The organism is Flagellimonas eckloniae (assembly GCF_001413955.1).
Lineage (GTDB): Bacteria > Bacteroidota > Bacteroidia > Flavobacteriales > Flavobacteriaceae > Flagellimonas > Flagellimonas eckloniae.
The window spans coordinates 3,382,412-3,406,859 of the sequence record NZ_LCTZ01000002.1 but is presented as its reverse complement, the minus strand read 5'-3'; the positions used below and the strand labels follow the sequence as shown (position 1 = coordinate 3,406,859).

Sequence of the window (24,448 nt, the reverse complement as noted above, 5' to 3'; positions counted from 1 at the left end):
TTTATAAAGAAAAAGAAATGGATAATTCAAAAATAGAAATCAGATCTCCACATTTGGAGGGAGCGGAAGTCTCTTGGTTTGCGCCAATTTGCAATGGTGATGATAGATACTTGGGTGAACGAAACATGGATTACAAAAGCACCTTTGAAAATACTTCCCAAATATTGTTGACCGCGGATAAAAATGGTTTCAGAAACATTCTATGTCCTTCTTCTTATCAGGTTGGTCAGGACACCCTTCCCTTTGTATCTGCAGTTGCACCCATGACGGAGCAAATCAATTTATTGGCTGCAGTTCGATGTGGTGAGGTTCATCCTGCGATGTTGGGAAGAACCTTGGCAACAATTGACCATATCCTTAAAGGTCGATTTACCATAAATATTATTTCCTCTCCCCTTCCAGGTGAAGAAATGTCGTCCGAAGATCGCTATCAAAGATCAAGAGAGGTCATTGAAATTCTAAAACAGGCCTGGACCCAGGATGAAATTGATTATCAAGGACAATTTTATAAAATGAAAATATCTTCCTTGCCCGCAAAAACCTATCAAAATGGGGGGCCATTACTCTATTTTGGTGGATATTCGCCTGCAGCTGTTGATTTATGTGCAGAACATTGTGATGTTTACCTTATGTGGCCAGAAACAGAAGGGAATCTTAGAAAGCTCATGGAAAACATGAGTGCAAAAGCAGCCGCTTATGGGCGTAAAGTGGATTTTGGACTACGAGTTCATGTTGTGGTGCGGGAAACTGAAGAAGAGGCTAGGGAATATGCGGATAGTATTGTTTCAAAACTAGGCGTTGAGCAAGGAAAGGAAATGAGAGAACGCGCTTTGGATGCAAAATCTTACGGTGTTAGCAGACAAGCGGAAATGCGGGAAATTGCCGAGGATGATGGCTATGTTGAGCCAAATATGTGGACAGGAATAGGTAGAGGACGATCTGGGTGCGGAGCTGCACTTGTTGGAAACCCTGACCAAATTGTGGAAAAATTGAACCGTTATATGGATATGGGCATCCGGGCTTTTATTTTCTCAGGATATCCACATAAGGAAGAATGTGAGCGATTTGCCAAATTGGTTTTACCACGACTAAAAACATTTTCAATGCCTGTTGCCCAGGGAAAAGTTTCCGAGGAAAAACCCTTGAGTCCTTTGGCTGCAGGAATCCGAATTTAACGGCTCATTAAGTGCTGATTTTAGAAACAAAATAGTATATTATTGCTTAATTAATAATTATCCCATTAACCAACCATCAATACCATTATGTTAGATTGTATTTTGGAATATCATGCTATGGGATTTGCTTATCTAATTACATAGTTTATGATCGATTTACTTATTGTCAGCGCCTATTTTATTATTGTTTTTGTAACCGCAATTACCGGAAGGACTTCTAAAGAAGCTACAACCGAGGAGTATTTTTTAAGTGGGAGAAATCTTCGTTGGCATTCAATTGCGTTCTCAACAATTGCTACCAATGTACAAGGGTATCAATTCCTTGGTTTTATGGGTTCTGCATATTTGTATGGACTGGCACAAGCAAATTTTGAAATCAATGCCATACAAGGATTGTTATTGGCTGCATTCATTTTTGTTCCGATGTATTTGCGGGAGAAAATTATCACCATTACCCAATTTATAAAAACAAGGTTGGGCAGTACAGTTGCCCTTTTATATTCAGCTTCAAACATTCTATTGTTTTCAACCATAACTCTAGGCGCCGCCTTGTTTTGGGGTGCCTATTCAGTGGATTTGGTCTTTGGGGATTACCTTTCGTTTATTCATCAAGATAGATTGATCAGAATAACCATACTAATTGTTTTTTTAGGCCTCTTTTCTGCCACCTATACGTATTTTGGAGGATTGGCAGCAGTAGTGCGGACGGACGTAATTCAATTTGCTATTCTTTTGACCGGTGGTGTTGTAGTTTTGTTTATTGCAATCTACCATCTTGGTGGCTGGTCAGAGCTATATACAAAAACAGGCGATTTGATGCATTTGCATTTACCTGCAGATCACGATACACTTCCGTGGATACACATTTTCGGAGCTTTCTTGTTGAATATTAACTATTGGTGTGCAAATCAATCTGTGGTGCAGCGTTCGTTGGCCGCTAAAAGCTTAAAAGATGTACAGATTGGACTTATGGTTGGCGGTCTAATGAAGTATTTTATGGCTGCCATAATCATCCTTCCAGGAATTGCATTGGTAGGTATATTGGGTGAAAATGGTCTTCCTGAACCTGATGCCGCCTTTCCATATTTGGTTAATACATACCTACCTGTTGGTGTGAAGGGGCTCATTTTATGTGCGTTGTTTGCTTCCTTAATGAGTACCGTGGATTCTACTTTTAATTCGTTGGCAACCTTATGGTCCATCGATATTTATAAAGTGTATGTGAACAAAAATGCCTCGGACCAGCAAGTAGTCAAATCTGGAAAAAGAGCTATTTTATTAGCCTTTATTTCTGGTTCAATTATTGGCGTTGTTCTGCTGTACTTAAAGTTCCAAGATCCTGGCGCAGCTTTTACGCATACACTAAATCAATTACGATATTTTATAAATTGTGGTATTGTGGTATTGATAAGCGCCGCGGCATTTCTTGCATTTCCAAAACAAAAAGTGGCCTTGTTTGGGTTTGCTGCAACCATACCATTGCAATTTTTCTTTTTGGAATATTTCCCGGATATGAACTATTTTGTAAGAGCCATGTGGGTTATCTTGATTGGATTTGTAATTATCTGGTTAGGTTCCAGAACAGGCTTTATAAAAGATAAATTGAAACCAGAACCCGCATCACCTATGTTGGCCAAAGCAGGCATTGGAATGGCATTATCATTAGTAGCATTACATATTATATTTCACTAAGGTAAACTATGAAAAGACGGAATTTCATCACTAAAGGAACCTTAGGCGCTTTTAGTGCACTTTTGGGTACTGAAATCGTCTTTGGACATAGCATTCCTTTGGGGTATAGACCCTTGGCGCTTCAAGATCCAGATCCTTTTAAATTGTTTCAAAAGGATTCTGACATGATAGTTCTCAATAACAAACCATGGAATATCGAAGCGAAAGCGCATCTTCTGGATGATAAGATTACTCCAAATAAGTTCATGTTCATCAGGAACAATGGTCTTATCCCTGAAAACGTAGATGCAAGTGATTGGTCATTGACCATTGATGGCGAATCAGTTCAAAAAAGTAAAACGTATACCCTAGCAGAATTAAAGTCAAAGTTTCCACAATACACGTACCAACTTACTTTAGAATGCGGCGGAAATGGTCGTAGCGAATTTAATCCTCCTGCAAAAGGGAATCAATGGACAATTGGTGCCGTATCCTGTGCCAGTTGGACAGGAATACGACTCAAAGATGTTTTGGAAGATGTTGGGATTAAAGAAGATGCCGTTTACATTGGGTATCATGCTGCGGATGTTCACTTGAGCAGAAATCCCGAAAAAGAACCTATTTCCAGAGGCGTTCCTATTCCCAAGGCACTTCAAGATGAAACGCTATTGGCTTTTCAAATGAATGGAAAGGATATTCCTTTGGCTCATGGCTATCCATTAAGACTTATTGCTGGCGGATGGCCAGCTTCAGCTTCAGGAAAATGGGTCAATAGGCTAAGTATTCGAAATAAGGTACATGATGGGGCCAAAATGACAGGTACTTCGTATCGTGTTCCTTGTGAACCCGTTGCTCCGGGTGAAAAGGTTGCTGATGAAGACATGTGCATTATTGAATCTATGCCTGTAAAGTCTTTGATTACTTATCCTAAGTCTGGGGCTATGATCAAAGAAGGGCAATCTTTACATATTAGGGGTCACGCATGGGCGGGCGAGTTAGAGGTTTCAAAAATGGAATATTCCATAGATTTTGGTGCCACATGGACGAGTTGTACAATTGAAAAACCAGCCAATCGATTGGCATGGCAACATTTTACAACCAAAATCAGTGATTTTCCAAAAAAAGGATATTACGAAATTTGGGCAAGAGCAACTGATTCTGAAGGCACGAGTCAGCCTATGCTTTTACCTGGCTGGAACCCGAAAGGCTATTTGAACAATGCCTGTCATAGAATTGCAATTAAGGTTGTTTAGCCATGTCCTCTGAAAACGAATTCAAACAACAGGTACGTAAGCTCTACAATAAACTCATTGTAGCTTTTTGTATGATTGGAATTGCCGTTTTTGGTTTCATCTACATCGTCTTAAACCCGTCTATTTTTGCTGAAAAACCTGAGAAAAACGCCTTAATTTCTATTCCCAATGTTGATGGCGAAATTAAAAATGGAATTCATGTTGCTACCGGTTTTATTGATGATGAAGGACTTACTGAAGTAATACAAAATTGCACTAATTGCCATTCGTCCAAATTGGTCACACAAAACAGGATGACCAAAGAGGGCTGGATAGCCACCATCCGTTGGATGCAGGAAACCCAGAATTTATGGGATTTGGGGAATCAGCAGGAAACCATTGTAAACTACCTCTCCACTAATTATGCTCCCCAGAAAAAAGGACGAAGAGAGGTTCTTACCAAAGTGGAATGGTATGTTTTAGAGGATTGATTTTTTCTCTATCTATTTGGCAAAATAAATATAGATTCCTATCACAATTAAGCAAATAACAGCTCCCGCCTGTTTTACATACTTATATGGCGTAATTTCAACTTGTTTGGTATACTCCTGCTCAAACGCCTCTTTTCTAGGATAGAACTTACCAATCAACAACATAATACCAGCATTTAAAAGGAACAGTATGGCCATTACATGCAGAAAGTGTGGATATGCATCCGCCTCTACCAATTTTAAGGCTGCCTCATCTGTTATACCTGAGGCTTTGGCAGTTTCCAACGCCTTTTCCACCATATTGGGACCAACAATAAATTGACTGATAATATAAAGACCTGAGCCTAAAAATATGGCTATTTTGGCCGCAATTGCAGGTACTCGTTTAGTCAAATACCCTACCACTATAATGGTTAAAATAGGGATATTATAGATTCCATTGATTTCCTGCAGATAATTGAACAAACTTCCGGCATTGGCAATCAACGGTGCAATGAACATTGCTGCAAGTGCCAAAGAAACACCAAATACCTTTCCATATTTTACAACTGTAGCTTCGGGGGCAGCTTTATTTATGTGCTGTTTGTAGATATCTATCCCAAAAAGTGTAACGGAACTATTAAGTACGCTATTAAATGAGCTTAGAATTGCGCCGAATAATACAGCCGCAAAAAACCCGACCAAATATTTGGGCAATACGGCCCCAACCAATGCCGGATATGCCATATCGCTTGAATCTAAATTTCCATCAAAGTAATGATATGCAATCATTCCGGGCAGCACCAAAATCAGTGGCCCCAATATTTTTAAGAACGAAGCCAATAGCAATCCCTTTTGCCCTTCCGCCAAATTCTTCGCCCCCAATGCTCTTTGAATAATCTGTTGATTGGTCCCCCAATAAAATAATTGAACCAGCATCATCCCTGTAAAAATGGTTGCAAATGGCACCTCTTGCCCATGCCGACCTGTTGAGTCAAATCGTTCTGGGTTTGTTGACATTAATGTATCCAATCCTGCAAATATGCTACCATCTCCAATAGCCATTAATCCAAATATTGGTATCAATATTCCTCCTATCATTAATCCAATGGCATTGATACTATCCGAAACCGCAACCGCTTTTAATCCTCCAAATACAGCATAAATAGAGCCAATGACACCAATCCCCCAAATACAAATTACAAGTGCAGTTTTATCAGAAACATTCAACAATTCTGGCACATTGAACATTCCACTGATCGCAACAGAACCTGAATATAAAATTACGGGCAGCAATACCACTACATAACCAGTTAAAAATAAGCCTGAGGTTATTGTTTTTGTGGCAACATCAAACCGAGTGGCCAAAAATTGTGGAACTGTGGTCAAGCCTCCTTTCAAATATCTTGGTAACAGGAATATGGCTGCAACCACCATGGCTATAGCCGCCAAAGTTTCCCAAGCCATAACCGATAATCCATCTTTATAAGCACTCCCATTCAATCCAACGATTTGTTCGGTAGATAGATTGGTAAGCAAAAGTGAGCCAGCTATAACTCCAGCAGTTAAACTCCTTCCTCCTAAAAAATAGCCATCGGATGATTTTTCATCGGTACTTCTGGTTGCCAAGTAAGCTATGATTCCAACCAAAATAGTGAAGCCCAGAAAAGATAATATTCCCAACATGTTGATTCGTTCAGTTTGTTTATAGCTTATAAATATATTGGATTATTTATCAAATAAACAATTCAAGTTATCACGATTTAAATAAGTAGCAAAAATTCGTGCATTTTTGAGACAAAACATTAACTAATTCAATTTTCTTTGTTACTACGGGAATGGTTATCTTACCCCCTATTTTGATAAAATGAGAAGAGTCTACTGGATTTTCTTTAGTGTTATTCTGCTGAGCATTGGTTGTTCAAAAAACGGTTCAGAAAGCCTTTTTAAAAAACATACTGCCTCCAATACTGGCATTACTTTCAAAAACGAACTTAAGAATACTCCAGAGCTTAATATTCTTACGTATTTATATTATTATAACGGAGCTGGAGTTGCCGCTGGAGATTTTAATAACGATGGTCTAACAGATTTATATTTTACGGCAAACCAAACAGCGGATAAGCTCTACCTAAACAAAGGAAATTTTACGTTTGAAGACATCACCGAAACTGCCAATATTCATAATAGTGATGGATGGACGACAGGGGTTACCCATGTAGATATTAATAATGATGGTCTTTTGGATATCTATGTATGTAAAGTTGGGAATTATAAGCATCTAAAAGGGAATAATCTTCTTTATGTAAATCAAGGAAATAATGAAAAAGGTGTGCCTACTTTTAAAGAGGAAGCAGCTTCTTACAATGTAGATTTTTCTGGTTTTTCAACCCAAGCTGCTTTTTTTGATTATGATATTGATGGGGATTTGGATATGTATCTTCTCAATCATTCTGTAAGCCCGAATAGATCCTATGGAAAGGGTATTAAAAGAAAGCAAATAGATTCTCTTTCCGGTGATATTTTATTTCGTAATGACAGTGGAAAATTTAAAAATGTTTCGGCCGAAGCTGGAATTTTTCAAGGTAATATAGGGTATGGTCTTGGGATAGGTATCAGCGATGTCAATAATGATGGTTATCCGGATATCTATGTTGGCAACGATTTTTTTGAAAACGACTATCTCTACATCAACCAAAAAAACGGAACTTTTAAAGAGGTTATTTCGGCAGATCAAACCAAATTGGGGCATACCTCACATTTCTCTATGGGCAATGATATTGCGGACATCAATAATGATGGTTTTACCGATATTATTTCCTTGGATATGCTCCCGGAAAATCTGGAAACCTATAAAACATCAGGATTGGAATATGCCTTCCCGGTATATCAGCAATATTTAAAAAATGGTTTTGCTCCGCAATACATGCAGAATACCCTGCACCTGAACTTGGGGAATACAAATTTTAGTGAGATAGCTAATTTAAGCGGTATTTCGGCAACGGAATGGTCATGGGGGTCTCTTTTAGCGGATTTTGACAATGATGGACACAAGGACCTGTTTGTTTCCAACGGGATACAGGGCGCAACCAATGACATGGATTTTATTAGTTTTATTGCAAACGAGAAAATCCAAAAACAAATTGAAGAAGGAATGTCAGAAAAGGAAATGGCATTCATAAATGAACTTCCAGAAAAGAAAGTTTCAAATTATTTCTTTAGAAACAATACCGATCTCACCTTTGAAAATGTCACTGATTCTTGGTTCAACCAAGAGGACTCGTTCAGTAATGGATGTGTTTATGTAGATTTAGATAATGACGGGGATTTGGATATCGTGGTCAACAATGTGAATGATGAAGCCTTTGTTTTGGAAAATACTTTGGAATCAAAACCAAACCATAACGCAATCAATGTATCTTTTAAAGGGATCAATGGGAATACCTTTGGTATAGGAACCAAAATTATCGCGCATACTTCAGCTGGTATGTTATCGCAGGAGAATTTTGTGAGTAGGGGATATTTATCGGCTGTTCCAAATACACTTCATTTGGGAATTGGAAAAGATTCCATTGTAGATTCCCTTACGATTATTTGGCCTACGGGAAAATATCAAAAACTTGAATTTGTTAAATCCGGGAACCTGATAGTTGAAGAAAAAAACGCATCGGGTAATTTTTATGACAAGAGAACTAGTTTTCAACCTTCACGATTCATTAAAAAAGACAGTATAATCCCTTTTGTCCATAAAGAACAATCCACTTTTGAATTTGATAGAGATCCGCTAGTGCCATTCGCCAACACCAATGAAGGACCTTCAATCTCAGTGGCCGATGTAAATAATGATGGACTACAGGATATTTTTATTTGTGGGGCAAAAGCCCAAGCATCCAAACTATACCTCCAAACAACCGACGGTTTTATTGAGGATCAAGAAGAAGTTTTTTCTATAGATGGTTTTAATGAAGATGTTTCACATGTTTTTTTTGATGCAAACGGGGATGAATTTCAAGACTTGGTTATCGTAAGTGGTGGTAACGAATTTAAATCATCATATAGAATACAACCAAGATTGTACCTAAACAACGCTGGAAAATTTGTAAAACTGCCCAATGCTTTTAATGGAATTGAACTCAATGCATCCAAAGTAACAGCCGTTGATTTTGACAATGATGGCCATACAGACCTTAGCATCACCTCAGATCAGATTCCCCATCAATTTGGAATCGCTGGAGAGCAATACTTGTTTAAAAATACTGGGGGCGGAGTTTTTGAGGATGTCACTGACCAAGTTTGTCCAAGTTTTAAATCCATAGGTAATGTAAAAGATATTATTTGGAAAGATTTAGACGGAAATGGATTTAAGGACCTATTAGTAGTTGGCGATTGGATGCCGATTTCAATTTTTATGAATAATGGTAAAAAATTGGAATTGAGCGCTACCAATGGGTTGGATAAAACCCATGGATTTTGGAATGTTATTATTGCTGAAGATTTTGACAATGACGGAGATTTGGATCTAGTAGCTGGCAATTGGGGCAACAACAGTAAGTTAAAAGCATCCTTGGAAAAACCCATTACCCTATACAGCAACGATTTTGATGAGAATGGTTCTATTGAGCCATTGGTCACTTATTTCTATAATGAAAAAGAAACTCCCTTCGCATCAAAAGATGAGCTGGTAAAACAAATGCCTTTTTTAAATAAGAAGTTCCTTTCCTATAAAAGCTTTGCAAAAGCATCCCTTGAAGACCTTTTTGGCTCTGAAAGTCTTAAAAATGCGCTCCAAAAAAAGGTTTATGTACTTTCCAGTTGTTATTTTGAAAATACTGGAAACAACGAATTCAAACAACATGAATTGCCTAAAATGGCCCAAGTTTCTACCATAAATGATATGGTTGTGGATGACTTTGATAAGGATGGCCACAAAGACATTCTTGCGGTTGGAAACAACTATGAAATTAGTACCCAACTAGGTAGGATGGATGCATCCCATGGCATACTTTTGCGTTTTGGAAAAGATGGTTTTCAATGGGTTAACAACCAGAATATTAATATCCCTGGTCCTGCAAGAAGCGTTGAAAAAGCTATCATAAATAGCAAAGAATATTTTATTGTAGGCATAAACAATTCCGCTCCGCTCTTTTTAGAAAAAAACAAGCATGACTAAACAAATTTACATTTCCCTATTTCTAATACTTTTTTTGAGTTGTGGAAAAAAAGAGGGGGAACTTTTCTCCAATCCATCTGCAAAAGACACGGGAATCTCATTTACCAATACCTTGATTGAATCTGACGACTTGAACATTTTGGACTACCTCTATTTTTATAATGGAGGAGGCGTAGCAGTCGGTGATATCAATAATGATGGTCTTCCAGATGTTTTCTTTTCAGGAAATCAGGTAAAAAATGTATTGTATTTAAACAAAGGGAATCTAACATTTGAAGATATTTCCCAAAGTGCAGGTGTTCAAGGGAATAGTTCTTGGAATACGGGAGCCATAATGGGTGATGTAAACGGTGATGGACTTTTGGATATTTATGTTTGTGCCGTAGTTGGAATCAATGGATTTGAGGGGCATAACGAGCTTTTCATCAACAATGGCGATAACACATTTTCCGAAAGCGCAGCAAAATACGGGTTGGATTTTGATTCCTATAGTTCTTCAGCAGCATTTTTGGATTATGATTTAGATGGAGATTTAGATCTTTATTTGTTGAACCATGCAGTGCATACTCAGGAATCTTTTGGCAGGGTAGATTTACGATATACCAGAAACTTTGAAACCGGGGATAAACTGCTTAGAAATGATGGAGGGAAATTTACCGATGTTAGCGAACAAGCTGGAATTTATGGCGGTATTAATGCATACGGACTAGGAATAGCTGTTTCCGACTTTAATTCGGATGGTTACCCGGATATTTATGTTGGAAACGATTTTCATGAAGATGATTATTACTATTTGAACAATGGTGATGGTACATTTACGGAAAGTCTTCGGGATTATTTTGGCCATACAAGCAGATTTTCCATGGGTAGCGATGTTGCTGATATTAACCATGATGGTTTGCCCGATTTAATTTCGTTGGATATGCTCCCTGAAGATGAAATTCCATTAAAATCTTCGGAAGGGGATGATAATATTCAGGTTCAACGACTTCGGATTGAGCGTTATGGGTATCATTATCAGTTTACAAGGAATATGCTCTATGTAAACCAACCCAGCGGCAATTATCTTGAAACAGCATTATTAAGCGGAGTTGCGGCCACTGACTGGAGTTGGAGTGCTCTGTTTGGTGATTATGATCAAGATGGCGAACAGGATTTATTTGTTTCCAATGGTATTCCAAAACGCCCCAATGATTTGGACTATGTTCGATTTATATCCAACGAACAGATTCAAAAAAAACTGGACAACACAAAATTAGTAGACCAGGAAGCGCTCAACATGATGCCTTCGGGGGCAACAAACAATATAATTTTTAGAGGAGCTGCAAATCTTCAATTTGTAGATAAAACTAAAGATTGGATTGCAAAAGACACCCTTATCTCTGGAGCGACTGCTTATGGGGATTTGGATAATGATGGGGATTTGGATTTAATAACCAATAATATAAATAGACCCGCGACTATCTATCTAAACAAGACCAACGATAAAGGAAATTACCTCAAAATCCAATTTAAATATAAAGACAAGAATCCTTTTGGTATCGGCACAAAGGTGTATTCCTATCATCAAGGTACATTGCAGTATAAGGAATTGTATACAAGCAGGGGATTTCAGGCTAGTTCAGAACCAATCGTCCATTTTGGTTATGGAAACGTTCAAAAAGTGGATTCCTTAAAAATTGTATGGCCAGATAAGACATTTCAAACTCTAAAAAGTATAGATATCAATCAAGCCCTAATGATTGAACCTACCGGTACAACTCCATTTAATTATGAATCCAAAACTCAAAAAACACCCCCCCTTTTTGAAAAAGTAGATGACAATCTGGGGATTGATTTTACGCACATTGAGGATAACCATATCGATTTTAATAGAGAAAAACTCATCCCGTATCGTGTATCGGACAGGGGGCCCGCAACGGCTATAGGCGATTTAAATGGAGACGGCAAAGACGATGTGTTCTTTGGGGGTTCAAAGTTTCATCCTTCCAAAATCTACATACAGCAAGACACTTCTTTTGTGAAGCAAAGATTTAATGAGATTCAAAAAGATCCTGTGAAAGAAGAAGTGGTTGCCCTAATAAAAGATTTGAACGGTGATGGCAAGGGTGATGTGTTTCTTGGTTCTGGAGGTTCAGATTTTTCAGGCAAATCCAAAGCCTTATTGGACAGCTATTTTATCAAAAAAGATTCTTCCTTTGTAAAATCCAACTTGCCGGATTTCTTTGAAAATGCTTCCGTTATCAAACCATGTGATTATGATAAAGATGGTGATTTAGACCTTTTCGTGGGAAGCAATTCCGTGACCTCAAGTTTTGGGGAGATTCCAAATTCATATCTCCTGCAAAATAATGGTGGAACCTTTTCACTTTTGGAAAATCTTCCTTTTCAAAATATTGGGATGATTACCGATGCCGTTTGGACAGATTTTGATACCGATGGAACTATTGACCTCCTGCTAATTGGTGAATGGATGGCCCCGAAATTTTACAAAAACACCAACGGTACATTTAATGAGGTAGCGGTTTTGGCCAACCCTCTAAATGGCCTTTGGCAAGCCATTGAGCCTTTTGACATTGATTCTGATGGAGATATGGATTATTTGCTTGGCAATTGGGGTGCAAACTCAAAATTTAGCGCATCAGAAGAAGCCCCAATGAAAATGTTCTTCTCAGATTTTGATGAAAATGGAAGTACGGAGACAATTATCACTACACAAAAAGACGGAAAATATTATCCAATTCTGGGATTGGACGAACTGTCTGGACAACTGGTTTCTTTGAGAAAAAAATTCAACACCTATAAAGGTTTTGCAGGAAAATCTATGGACCAACTTTTTGATAAAACCACACTTGATAAATCCAAAATCCTAGAGGTTCACGAGCTTCAATCTGGTTATTTAAAAAACGAGGGCAGTCAATACAACTTTGTCCCTTTTCAATCTGAACTTCAAGTTTCACCAATGAAATCCTTTTTATCATTTGATTTTAATGGCGATTCCAAAAATGAGGTTCTGGTGGCTGGAAACTATTTTGGAGTAACTCCTTTTCATGGAAGGTTTGATTCTTTTCCAGGAGCATTGATAACTAATGAAAATGATATAATTTTGGGAGATAGATTAGGCTTGGAGCTTGCCCAAAAATCAATTAGACATCTTAATACAATTACTTTAGACAACCAAACGTATCTTCTGGTAACACTGAACAACGACAAAGCACAAGTCTACCGCTTACTTAAACAAAAAACAACTAAACAATGAAACAACGAATAACGCTACAATTCTTAATCCTCCTTTTTCTTTTTTCATGCACTAAAGAAAGTCAGCCCATTACAATCACTCCTGAAGATTTTCACGGTTCTGTTGACAAGGTAACGGAAATAATGATTCATGATATTTTTTCACCACCTGTTGCCAGTAGAATATTTGCGTATCCTAATGTTGCTGCTTATGAAATTCTGGCATCCCAAGAAAATGAATACCAATCAATGGCAAATCAACTAAGGGACTTGGAACCTATTCCAACCCCAAAAGAAGTGGAAACCATTAACCATGAATTAGCAGCCTTGATTGCTCACATTGAATTAAGCAAACGCCTTATTTTTTCAGAAGATAGAATTGAAGCGTATCGCGACAGTCTCTATACAATTTGGGAGGATAAAAATGCCAAAGAATTCAATGCATCAAAAACTTACGGTCTTGAAGTAGCAGAACATATTGCCAAATGGATGAGTGGCGACAATTATAACCAAACTAGGACCATGCCCAAGTTCACTGTTGATACGGATGACCCATCAAGATGGCAGCCTACACCCCCTGCATATATGGCCGGAATTGAACCTCATTGGAATAAAATACGTCCTTTTGTAATAGACTCTGCAAGTCAATTTAAACCTTCAGCACCGCCATCATTTTCTATGGAAGAGGATTCCGATTTCTTTAAAGAACTTAAGGAAGTATATGACATCAGCAATGAAATAACCGCCTCTGGAGATGATTCGGAAGAGGTTGAAATTGCGCAGTTTTGGGACTGTAACCCCTACGTATCGGTTACAAGAGGACACTTAATGTTTGCTACAAAAAAGATTACACCCGGAGCCCATTGGATTGGCATTACTAAAATTGCAAGCAGAAAAACCAATGCCGATGTAGGCAAAACTGTTTACGCCTACACAAAGGCATCCATTGCCATGGCTGATGCTTTTATAAGTTGTTGGGATGAAAAATATAGAAGTAATCTTGTAAGGCCCGAAACGCTTATTAATGAACATATAGATGAAAATTGGGAGCCAATTCTCCAAACACCCCCATTTCCGGAGTATACTAGCGGACACAGTGTGGTTTCAGGTGCAGCTGGTGTTGTTCTTACCGAAATTTTCGGGGAAAACTTTGCATTTGATGACGATACAGAGGTTCCGTATGGGCTTCCCGTTCGTTCGTTTACTTCTTTTACACACGCTTCAGATGAAGCTGCCATTAGCAGAATGTACGGTGGAATCCACTACCGCGCAGCAGTCGAAATTGGGGTAAACCAAGGACGAAATTTGGGCAAATTTGTGGTAGACAACCTTAAAATGGTTCAATAATTGTTTAATCTTAAAACTTATCTGATTACTGATGAAACGAAAAATTTCTTTAGTACTCGTTTTAGTACTGTTGATTTCTTTGGTATGGTATCTTTTTATAAAACCTAGCGATTATCTGGTTTCATTCAATGCTAGAACCTTTCCCGGGGCCATAAACCAAACAATTAAACATTGGAACAAAAGCTTAAGACCTTATACCCCTATTCAACAAGATGGAATTTTAAACCTAAAACAGCAGTTGACCTATAATGATACCCTTGTTGAATATAACTGGGAAATAATTCCGATTAATGATTCCCTTTCAAAAATTAGAGTGGGCATTAAAGATTTGGACCATAGCATTAGAAACAAAATTTTGGTTCCATTTTCCAACACGGTTTTGGAAAGACGTTCCAAAGAGAACCTTATCAACTTTAATACGTTATTACAAAGTCATACTAAAAAATTTAAGGTAAGGGTTGTTGGCCCTGATGAGATTGAACCTACCTATTGTGCTTACCTTAATGTAAGGTGTTTGCAAGATGAAAAAGCATTTAAAATGATGGCGGATTTTCCATTTCTAAGCGGATTTGTTGATGATAATGGACTTACAAAAGAAGAAGGTGTCCCCTTTGTTGAGATTGTAAATTGGGATATGGAGAAGGACAGTATTGAATACAATTTTTGCTATCCAATCATTAAAAAGGACTCTTTACCCTTTAACAAGGAAATAAAATATAAAGAATTTAAAGGTATCAAGGCCTTAAAAGCAATTTACAACGGGAATTATATTACTTCAGACCGGGCTTGGTACAAGCTTTTAGATCATGCCAAAAACAATGATATTGAAGTTATAAGTACACCGGTTGAAATTTTTTATAATAATCCAAGTACGAGTGGCAACGAATTGGATTGGAAAGCAGAAATATTTATGCCCTTAAAAGAAACCAATGAATAAAATCTGTATCCTCCTTCTACTTATTGTTCTACAAGGGTGCGCACAAAAACCCTATTATGGAGATTTGACGTACTTGGGAAAGTTGCCTCCTAAGCTAAGTGAAATCTCTGGGATTGTCTCTTTAGATGGCGAGACCATTTGGGCCATTGAAGACAATGGTAATAAGGATGATATTTATAAGGTAAATCTCAAAGCCAAGATCACCAAAAAATTCGATGTAAAAGATATTAAAAACAACGACTGGGAAGACTTGGCAAAAGATAACTTGGGCAACTTATATATCGGTGATTTTGGAAACAATTTCAATGACAGAAAAAATCTGTGTATTTATATATTACCAAATCCAGAAAAAGAAAAAGGGAACAAGATCGAAGCAGAAAAAATAAGCTTCCATTATCCGGAGCAAACGAAATTTCCACCAAAAAAATCAAAATTGATGTTTGATTGTGAAGCGTTCTTTTATAAAAATGACTTCCTATATCTCATTACAAAAAACAGAACAAGACCATATACGGGCAAGGCATTTGTTTATAAAATCCCAGCAAAAAAAGGTTCACATACGGCAGAATTGGTTGGCGAGATCACAACATGCATAGATCAACAATTTTGTTCCGTAACAGGTGCCGATATATCTCCTGATGGAAAAACTGTTGTGTTATTAGGTTCTGGATTCATATGGGCTTTTACGGATTTTCCGTCTGACGATTTTACAAAGGGAACCTTACGCACTATAGATGTGTTTCACAGAACCCAGCAAGAATCCATTTGTTTTTTGGATAATACCACGGTTTTGATTGCGGATGAACAATCCAAAACAAAGGGAAGAAACCTGTATTCCTATAAAATCAATTAGAAGCCAAACCCTACTCCAAAAGCAAATCGTAACCCATCTGAACTGTTAAAGAAGCCCAGGTTTGCGGATAAAATATCTGCTCCATTTACAAAAATACCCCCTCCATAGGAATTGTGCCATGTATCCGAGTCTTCATTAGGAAACCATACTCTTCCATAATCAAAACCACCAAAGATTCCAGGTGTTACGGGTAATAATCCTGTTTTTCGTTTTCTAAAACTATACCGCAGATCGGTATTCTGATAATAGGCCGTCTTTCCAGTAAATCGTTGAAAGCGAAATCCTCTCAAACCATCATTTGCACCTATACTAGCTCCTTGATAAAATTCAAAGTCATCTCCTATATTAAAGTGCCCTTTTATCTTAGTGGCCAAAACCAATCGCCCATCGGAGCATATTTTATGATCAATGGACAAACTTGGTATAATATATCCGAATACTCTTTCCGAATCATTTAGATTCATTTTGTATCCACCCTGTACGGAAAAGCTCATGCCTAAAGTTGGAAAAGCTTCATTATCGGTATTGGAGTAGCTGTATTCCGCATCCACGCCAAAGAAACTTTGCTCGCTCTCTTCTCCATTTTCAACATAAAATTGGTTAATGAACCTATCCTCTGTTTCCTCTACATCAATATCTTCATACGAAATCCCAAGTCTTACCTTAGAACCCAAATATCCACGCCACACAAGCGATGGGGCAAATCGTATGGTACTTAACCTAACCCGGTTGTAATCAAGTTCCAGAGGTTCTTCATCCTCGTTGTTTTCGGTTTCATTTCCGAAACCAAAAAAATTGATTGTGAAATTAGGACTGGTGAATTTGGCATTCAGTTCTAAGTTTACATCCTCAAAAATATTGGCAAATTCTCCGTTGTACGTAAAGTCAAAACCATTCGTAGCAAAATAATATACCGCACTAAATGTATGTTGTTGCGTAAATGGGTTTTGCCTAAACCCATTAAAGGTATAGGTGTCGGAAAGACCAATTCTAAAGCCGTCATCTGGATTGAAGCCAAATGAAGGCAACAATTGATTGTTACTTGCCTTTACTTTAAGAAACTCATAGGTGTTTGTGTCATAATCGTTGATGGCGTGTACCGTTCCTCCAAAAGCTTCATCATAAGTGTTCTTTTTTGTTTTGAAATCATACGCATGCACCTTTTTAGATTTTTCTGCGATTTTATATTGATCGTTATTTTGCCCTCCTACAATTCTTAACTTGATTTTGGAGGATGCTGTGTTTACATCAAAAACATCTTCATCATCCAGCCCATATACCCAAACTTCCTTTGTGAATTCTGGGTCGTATACTTTTTCAAAAAACAAATCCTGAGCTTTCTTATCCTTTAAACGATACCCCTTTACTTCTAGACCTCCATTTTTCAATGAACGAACCATAAAATAATCATCCTTATCAGTACCCGTAATTACACTGTATTTATTGATTATTTTAAAATACTCTTTAGCTGTGCCTACAAGATTTTGCTTTCTTGCCAATAGGATTTTTTTGAAATTGGTAACAGTTTCATCTTTGACTTCTTCCGGAAAAGCAGAAAAAGATTTATCAATCACATCATCGTTTATTTGTTTTTGAATGAATTTTGCCTGGTCTATCCATAAATCCAAATCGGTTTCAGAAAGTAGTGCCATGTCAAGGGCAAATGTTCTTGGTGACCCATTGAAACCTTTTACATTTCGTATTTCTTCATTGAAACCTTCAAAAATACGCAAGGAAGGAACCGTTCTTGATGCAAATGCCATTAACGCACCGTCTCCCCAAATTGAATATGCTTGATCTCTATCCCTAGGAATTGGTTTGTATATCTTTTTTCCTGATTCATCTTTGAACTCCGCCCATCTCCATTGATCTACATGACGATCCCAATCGCCAATCAGCATATCGAACAGTCGCGCTTTTACATACTCTTTTTTATCAATGCTATATTCCTCATCCTTTCGTAGTTTGGTAATTAAATCATATGTGCTTTCAATCTTTTTTGTTTTACCAAAGCTTTCTAAGTCATCATGCCCCTCGGATACATGCTCCTCAATCATATAAAGTCCATCCCCAAAATCCGAATTATACTCCCCAAGAGCATTCTGTTTAGGTATGTAATACATTTTTGGATTGGTGTGATATAGTCCAATGGCATCAGAAAGTGGCCCCAGGGTAAACGGAGCATATGGGTGTGCGCCCGTATAAAAATCAAGAAGAAGCTTTTGGGTAAATGAATCTTGAAAATCTCCTATAATATATTGCTCTTGGAAAGCAATCGCCTGTAAATACCGCTCAGCACTCTTCCGCAGCGCACGCATTACAAATTGCCTCCCATCTTTATGCTGAAGCCGTAGAGAATTTGATTGATTTCCACCTCCTTTTCTCACAACCGAAAGACCTCCCATCAAAGTATCTAAAAGCACCGTAGGAGCTTTTACCTTGGTAGCATAATATTTTCTATAGCGATCGCCCCAAAGCCATTTGTAAAAACCGCTTCTATCAATCTCGTGATCTGTATAAATTGAAGCTTCCATCTCAGCAGGAAACTGGTCTGTATATTTATTTATTTTTCTCTCTCTGTTGGGTTGCAATACTTTGGTACTATATATCAATTCTTCAGAACCATCATCTTCAATCCCATAAAAATCTACACTTGAAGAGCCATCTTTATAAACCTTTAAGGTTGCATATCCCATTTGACCTGTAGAGAATTTACTTCCATTTAAAAGCTTGGTCGCTCCTTTTTTTACACCTGAACCACTAACTATTTGTGGTATGCCATTCTCCTCTATATACTGAAGCGTATGTTCATGTCCAGATGCAAAAATTACCTTTTCAGAGTATTGGGAAAGTGTAACTATCCTATTTTTTAGTTGATTGTATATCTTATTTGATTGATCCTCAATTGTGGCTCCAGAAGTTCTTCTTAAAACATTGGCAACTGTTCCCAATACAGGAAGGGGGAATTTTCCTCCACTGGGGTTCATATGCTGCTTAAACGAATACTGACCTCCATGAGACCCGTAGGTGAACATTGGATGGTGCATTGCAATCAGGATAGTTTTATCAACATTCTTTTTGATAAGGCCTTCCAATTCTTCAAAAAATCTGCCCCGGTCTTTTATTTCACAATCATCGTTCATGGTTGGGTGCTTATCCCAATTGGTTAAATACCATTCTGTATCAATTGAAATAACAATGATATCATCACCTATTTCAATTTTTTCAATGGGACACCCATTATCCGGTAAAAACACTTTTTTGCTATCCAATGCTTTCTGAATGTATTTTTCCTCGCGCTCCAATCCCTCAAGTCCGTTACTATACCAATCATGGTTGCCAGGAATAAAAATCGTCTTTCCCTTAAAGTCATCAAGCGTACTTATTTGTGCATCTAAGTGGTTCTTTGCCAATTTATTCCCAGACGGGTCAGTTTTCTTACCAGGAAATCCAGCGGGATAAATATTATCTCCCAGAAAAATAGCAGTACTATTCTTTTTTGCTTCACTTAATCTGGATTTGAACATTTTAAGGGCAGGATTTAAATCCCCAATGGGTGATTTTCCGGCATCCCCTATCAAATAAAAAGTATGTTCAACTTCTTTGTCCTTAAAAATCTCAATGTTGTTAAATGGAGATGTATATTTTGTTTCATAAGTGGCACAACTATTTACCAGAGCCGCTAAAACAACAATTAGGTAATGTTTTTTCATATCAATGAGGTTGATTCCAAATTTTTGTATTTTGGAGTATTCAAAATACTGTTATGTCGGAAATTGTTGAAAAAGCTGAATGTTTTGTCTCGGAAATTTTGGAGAAAGAATTAAATCCAAAGTTTTTATACCACAATTTACGACATACCCAACGTGTAGTTAAAAGTACTAAAGAATTACTCAATTTCTATAACCTTGGTGAGGCGGAAGTGGAGAAGCTTTTGTTAACCGCTTGGTTTCATGATACAGGCTACACCAAGAGTACGGAAAACCACGAGGAAGCCAGCTGTAAAATTGCCACATCTTTTCTTGAAGACAACAATTATGATACTAAAGACATTGAACAGATCTGCTCTTGTATCATGGCCACAAAAAGGTATCATGAACCAACTAATTTGCATGAGGAGATTATACGGGATGCGGATGCCTCGCACTTTGCCCAAAAAAGCTATTGGGAAACCACAGATTTTTTGAAGGAGGAATTGAAAGAATTGGGAATTGCAAAATATTCTAACAAGGAATGGCGAGACGAGAACATAAAAATGTTCCGGAACGAGCATCAATTTTATACTGATTATGCCAAGGACAATTGGGAAGAGAACAAGGAAAGAAATCTGAAGCTGTTGGTGAAGGAGAAAAAGACCGAGAAAGAAATTGCCAAGAAGGAAGCACTTAAGGCAAAATACAAAAGTGAAAGTCCTGATCGAGGAATACAGACCCTTTTTAGGGTAACCCTTAAAAATCATTTAACGCTTAGTGATATTGCAGATACCAAGGCCAATATTCTGTTATCCGTAAATGCCATTATCATTTCCGTGGCCCTGTCCAATCTTATTCCGAAACTGGATAATCCTTCAAATGCGTACTTGGTCTATCCAACAGCGATTTTTATAATTTTTAGCGTTGTTTCAATGGTTTTGGCCGTGCTTGCCACAAGGCCCAACGTAACCAGTGGACAGTTCACCAAACAGGATGTGGAAAACAAAAAGGTGAACCTTTTGTTTTTTGGGAATTTTCATAAAATGAGCTTGAACGAATATGAATGGGCCATCCAAGAATTGGTAAAAGACAAGGACTACATTTATTCTTCACTTACCAAAGACCTTTATTTTCTGGGGCTTGTCCTAAATAGAAAGTATAAGATATTGAGAACAACCTATACTATTTTTATTATAGGGATAGTAATATCTGTATTGGCATTTGGCCTCGCATTTCATTTTTTGGGGCCGGATAGAGTAGCATAAAGAAACTTATTACTAAGATTTCAATTCCTCCATTAAATCATTATAGGTATAGGTTCTTTCGGATTGTGTGTCCTTTGTATATAGAATTTCAGCCCTTATTGCCTTAAGTCCGGTGACACCTTGCAAACCTTCAAGTTCTACAATTTCAATGTTATTTGTAAAATAACCTTTAGCTTTTAAGAATTTAATGTAGCGCATATATTCCTTTTCGTCTTTTCGTTGGGAATATACTATTGCCAATTTCCCCTTCTGGGTCAATCTTTCATTGGTTCCTTTAATGTATGATTTATCAATACGCTTTTTAATGATTTCATACCTGGCATTGTAGGTGCCATCTACATCAAATCGTTTTTCGTCCATTCTAAATCGTATGGACAGGGAAGTACTGTACACTAAAATTAGGGAAGCCACATCCAATTTTACTGGAAGTTTGGTCTTAAGCGCGTAATATTTGTTTTCCATATCACACATAACCTGTAGTTGCCACAACCTTAGATTACTTAGGTAAAGCTTATCAAAATTACGGTCATTGGCAATGGAACTTCCAATATACATATTGTGCTCTACTCCATCTGTTTTGTATCTCTCAAAGTAATGTGGAAACATTTTTTGGGCATCAACTTGTTTTCTATCCAATAAAGAAGCAAGCTGCATATTGGCTTCCATCACACTATTGTCATAATTCCGGCGATGGTCGTAATATGATTCTGTAGTTGGATCTATTTGACTCTCATACTTCTCAACAAGCAGATTTATCTCCTTATCCTCTTTCTTTAAATGTTTGAAAACAGGTGCTACTTCTTCCTGTACAAAATCAAAAATTGCCTGCTCAGTATGGGTATAAAGTGTTTCTCTTAACTCTTCAAGATAGGTGTCCACCCTAAACATCAACTCCTCATAAATGGGAAGTTTATACTTTTTGACAGCTGACCAGAGTACTTCATTAATTTCTGAAAGCTGAATCATTAAATCCCTCTGTATTGAGAGATTTCTTTCTTTTGAGGACTCCTTAATATCAATCTGTCCATACAGCGGATAAACATCTTTAAATACTATTTCCTTAAAAACAGGTTGATTTCCAATCAGTTCGTCCGACATGAACCGCTTGGCCTCCTCTTGAAATTTCCAATAGACGGAAGAATGAACCGTTGTACACTCGTGTTGAATAATGGCATCAACCAAATTTTCCTCTTCTTCTATGGATCGTATAACCGCGGAAACAATAAATGGCATTACATCATCCAGCTTGTTCGCATTTATGCTGTTAAGCTCATTTACCGTGGTAGAAACCAATTCCAAAACACCCAAAAGGTTTCCATTGTCCGCAATTGGTGCCAAAATAGCACTTTTTATCCCCTGCTCATGAAGGTTCTTGTAGGGTTGACCTCCGTTGGTCTTTTTATAATATTTTTCTACATTGGAAATGGCAAAATAGGTGTTCTCCTTAAAGAGTTTATCATAGGAATAACCGCATAGCATGGTATCGCAAGATTCCATTTCCTTACCCTTTAGAATGTGGCTTTCGATACCCTTCCCATATATTTTTAGGAATCGATTTGTCTTGGAATCATATCCCGCAAACCCAACGCTGATTTTTTTAAGGTTAAAAAGCGACCTAAAGGTATCCTGAAAACTGTCCATAAAGTTTTCATTTCCTCTTTTATTGCTTCCAATAAGTGTGGATTTTATTTCCGAAATGGAATGTTCGGCAGTTACATCGAACATATTGGAGATTACAAAACCCTTTGAAATAAAACTGTTTGGCGGTATTTTTTCTTTCCAAAGATCTAGATTGTCAAAATTTTCCAAGAGTTCGTCAACGTCTTCCTGAGAAAGTTCCTTTGATTTGTCTGTAGGAATGATTTCCATAAAATCTGCATTGTACAGTATTCTATAATGTCTCATTACCCCATTTGCGTCCGGAATATCATAAAACAAAGGTCTTTTAAAGTCCATTTTAAAACCGTAGTAGTAACTCAGTACCACGGTACATTTCATGATATAATTGAGCTCCATGGGTAAATTCCGGATTTCCAGCTCAAATCCTTCACCTGCATTCTGCAAAATATTTTGAAACCTTTCGGAGGAGTTAAAAACCAAATTATCAAATGGCGTGGAAGCTGTCTTAATCTCATTCAAGGTAAGCACCGGGGCAAATGTGTCCGCCAGAATGGTGCTAATCACATCCTCATGCTTCTTTAACAGCCCAACATCATCAAAACCTTCCCGTAGTTCAGGAAAAGGTGCCTGTGCATCCAATACGTGCTTGGCCCTATTTACCAAGTACACATCCTTGCTTTCTAGCTGATTATCATAGTGTTCCAATAATTTATTGAAACTTATCAACTGCAACATGGGACTTTCAGCATTGTAGTTTTGCTCCATACCAGTATTAGACGAGGTTTAGCCTATAAAGTTACAAAAAGAAAATATGCGCCAATGTTAAGGGAATCTTTATGGTTTTAACTGCAATTTTTAGATATTTAGTAAAATTTGCTGAATGTCATCGACCACAAGACTTGACCGCGCTTACCAAAATGCCAAAATCATCTCTTTTGATGATGACTCAAAGTTTATCTTTTTTAGCGATTGCCATAGGGGAGATAATAGCTTTGCTGATGATTTCGCAAATAACCGAAACATTTATTTTCATGCTCTAAACCATTATTATCGTGAAGGATTTGAGTATTGTGAACTGGGCGATGGCGACGAACTATGGGAAAACCTCAGCTTTGAATCCATTTTTGAAGCTCACAAAAATATTTTTCAATTGTTACGTCAATTCCATTTGGAAAACCGGTTACATATGGTTTGGGGAAATCATGATATGGTATATAGGGACGAGACTTATGTGAGCAAACATCTCTCAAGTTATTTTGAACCTATTGATGATTCGGACAAGGCTCTTTTTGAAGGCATAACGTACCATGAAGCACTTATTCTAAAACATAAGGAAAATGGACAAGAACTGTTCTGCACCCATGGACACCAGGCCGATTGGTGGAATTATGTTTGTTGGCGTATTGGTCGGTTTTTGGTTCGCATTCTTTGGAAACCTTTACAGGTGGTTGGAATTGCAGATCCAACCAGTCCAGCTAAAAACTACAAAGAACTCATACGAATTGAACGGCGGATCAAGCGTTGGATTTTAAAGAATACCCTTAAAATTACAATTGTAGGGCATACGCATAGACCTCGCTTTCCCGAACCAGGTCAAATTCCTTTGTTTAATGATGGTAGTTGTGTTCACCCAAGAAGTATTACCGGAATTGAGATTGAAAATGGGAAAATTTCATTAATCAAGTGGCAAATTGCAACAAAACCTGATGGTACGCTACAAATTGTTCGGATTTTGCTGGAAGGCCCTGAAAAATTAGCACATTATAAAACGGAATAGCC

14 protein-coding genes are annotated in these 24,448 nt (G+C 37.6%); 11 read left to right on the top strand and 3 right to left on the bottom strand.

Translation table 11 applies throughout. The features are described 5' to 3' along the window. Nucleotides 1–17 precede the first annotated feature (17 nt). The 4 genes from AAY42_RS14685 (at nucleotide 18) to AAY42_RS14670 (ending at nucleotide 4,569) form a co-directional block, all read left to right on the top strand. A complete protein-coding gene (locus AAY42_RS14685) occupies nucleotides 18–1,175 on the top strand; it encodes an LLM class flavin-dependent oxidoreductase (RefSeq protein WP_055396553.1) in 1,158 nt (385 codons plus the stop codon). A gap of 147 nt (nucleotides 1,176–1,322) precedes the next feature. Beyond that, nucleotides 1,323–2,867 (top strand): SLC5 family protein, encoded by a 1,545-nt coding sequence (locus AAY42_RS14680; protein WP_055396551.1) that lies wholly within the window; start codon nucleotides 1,323–1,325, stop codon nucleotides 2,865–2,867. An 8-nt stretch (nucleotides 2,868–2,875) separates the two neighbouring features. Then, the gene (locus tag AAY42_RS14675; protein ID WP_055396549.1) at nucleotides 2,876–4,099 is read left to right on the top strand and encodes a sulfite oxidase; all 1,224 of its coding nucleotides are present in this window, start codon (nucleotides 2,876–2,878) and stop codon (nucleotides 4,097–4,099) included. 2 nt (nucleotides 4,100–4,101) lie between these two features. Further along, a complete protein-coding gene (locus AAY42_RS14670) occupies nucleotides 4,102–4,569 on the top strand; it encodes a hypothetical protein (protein WP_055396548.1) in 468 nt (155 codons plus the stop codon). Nucleotides 4,570–4,581: 12 nt separating this feature from the next. On the opposite strand, the gene AAY42_RS14665 is transcribed toward AAY42_RS14670, so the two are convergent. Continuing rightward, nucleotides 4,582–6,234: a solute:sodium symporter family transporter gene (locus tag AAY42_RS14665; RefSeq protein ID WP_055396546.1), complete on the bottom strand. Its 1,653-nt coding sequence runs from the start codon at nucleotides 6,232–6,234 to the stop codon at nucleotides 4,582–4,584. Nucleotides 6,235–6,415: 181 nt separating this feature from the next. Here AAY42_RS14665 and AAY42_RS14660 point away from each other — a divergent pair, with 181 nt between their 5' ends. From AAY42_RS14660 to AAY42_RS14640, 5 genes are read left to right on the top strand one after another with little or no spacing between them, the layout of a single operon-like run. Then, nucleotides 6,416–9,718 (top strand): VCBS repeat-containing protein, encoded by a 3,303-nt coding sequence (locus AAY42_RS14660; protein WP_055396544.1) that lies wholly within the window; start codon nucleotides 6,416–6,418, stop codon nucleotides 9,716–9,718. After that, the gene (locus AAY42_RS14655) at nucleotides 9,711–12,977 is read left to right on the top strand and encodes a VCBS repeat-containing protein (protein ID WP_055396542.1); all 3,267 of its coding nucleotides are present in this window, start codon (nucleotides 9,711–9,713) and stop codon (nucleotides 12,975–12,977) included. Before AAY42_RS14660 ends, AAY42_RS14655 begins: the two co-directional genes overlap by 8 nt. After that, complete coding sequence (locus AAY42_RS14650) at nucleotides 12,974–14,302, top strand: vanadium-dependent haloperoxidase (RefSeq protein ID WP_055396539.1); 1,329 nt, start codon at nucleotides 12,974–12,976, stop codon at nucleotides 14,300–14,302. The genes AAY42_RS14655 and AAY42_RS14650 overlap by 4 nt, the downstream gene beginning before the upstream one ends. 31 nt (nucleotides 14,303–14,333) lie before the next feature. After that, nucleotides 14,334–15,239 carry a GyrI-like domain-containing protein gene (locus AAY42_RS14645; RefSeq protein ID WP_055396537.1) on the top strand — a complete coding sequence of 302 codons (906 nt, stop codon included), beginning with the start codon at nucleotides 14,334–14,336 and terminating at the stop codon, nucleotides 15,237–15,239. Further along, nucleotides 15,232–16,092 carry a hypothetical protein gene (locus tag AAY42_RS14640; RefSeq protein ID WP_055396536.1) on the top strand — a complete coding sequence of 287 codons (861 nt, stop codon included), beginning with the start codon at nucleotides 15,232–15,234 and terminating at the stop codon, nucleotides 16,090–16,092. Before AAY42_RS14645 ends, AAY42_RS14640 begins: the two co-directional genes overlap by 8 nt. Here AAY42_RS14640 and AAY42_RS14635 read toward each other — a convergent pair. After that, a complete protein-coding gene (locus AAY42_RS14635) occupies nucleotides 16,089–19,805 on the bottom strand; it encodes a metallophosphoesterase (protein WP_055396533.1) in 3,717 nt (1,238 codons plus the stop codon). The two genes, AAY42_RS14640 and AAY42_RS14635, sit on opposite strands and share 4 nt — an antisense overlap. Nucleotides 19,806–19,858: 53 nt before the next feature. Between AAY42_RS14635 and AAY42_RS14630 the strand changes: the two genes are divergently transcribed. Then, a complete protein-coding gene (locus AAY42_RS14630) occupies nucleotides 19,859–21,049 on the top strand; it encodes a Pycsar system effector family protein (protein WP_055396531.1) in 1,191 nt (396 codons plus the stop codon). Nucleotides 21,050–21,061: 12 nt separating this feature from the next. On the opposite strand, the gene AAY42_RS14625 is transcribed toward AAY42_RS14630, so the two are convergent. After that, on the bottom strand, nucleotides 21,062–23,434 hold the full coding sequence (locus AAY42_RS14625) for a GAF domain-containing protein (protein ID WP_055391982.1): 2,373 nt from the start codon (nucleotides 23,432–23,434) through the stop codon (nucleotides 21,062–21,064). Between the two features lie 115 nt (nucleotides 23,435–23,549). On the opposite strand from AAY42_RS14625, the gene AAY42_RS14620 reads away from it, so the two are divergent. Then, nucleotides 23,550–24,446, top strand: a complete 897-nt coding sequence (locus tag AAY42_RS14620; RefSeq protein WP_055391977.1) for a metallophosphoesterase — start codon at nucleotides 23,550–23,552, stop codon at nucleotides 24,444–24,446. Nucleotides 24,447–24,448: the final 2 nt, after the last annotated feature.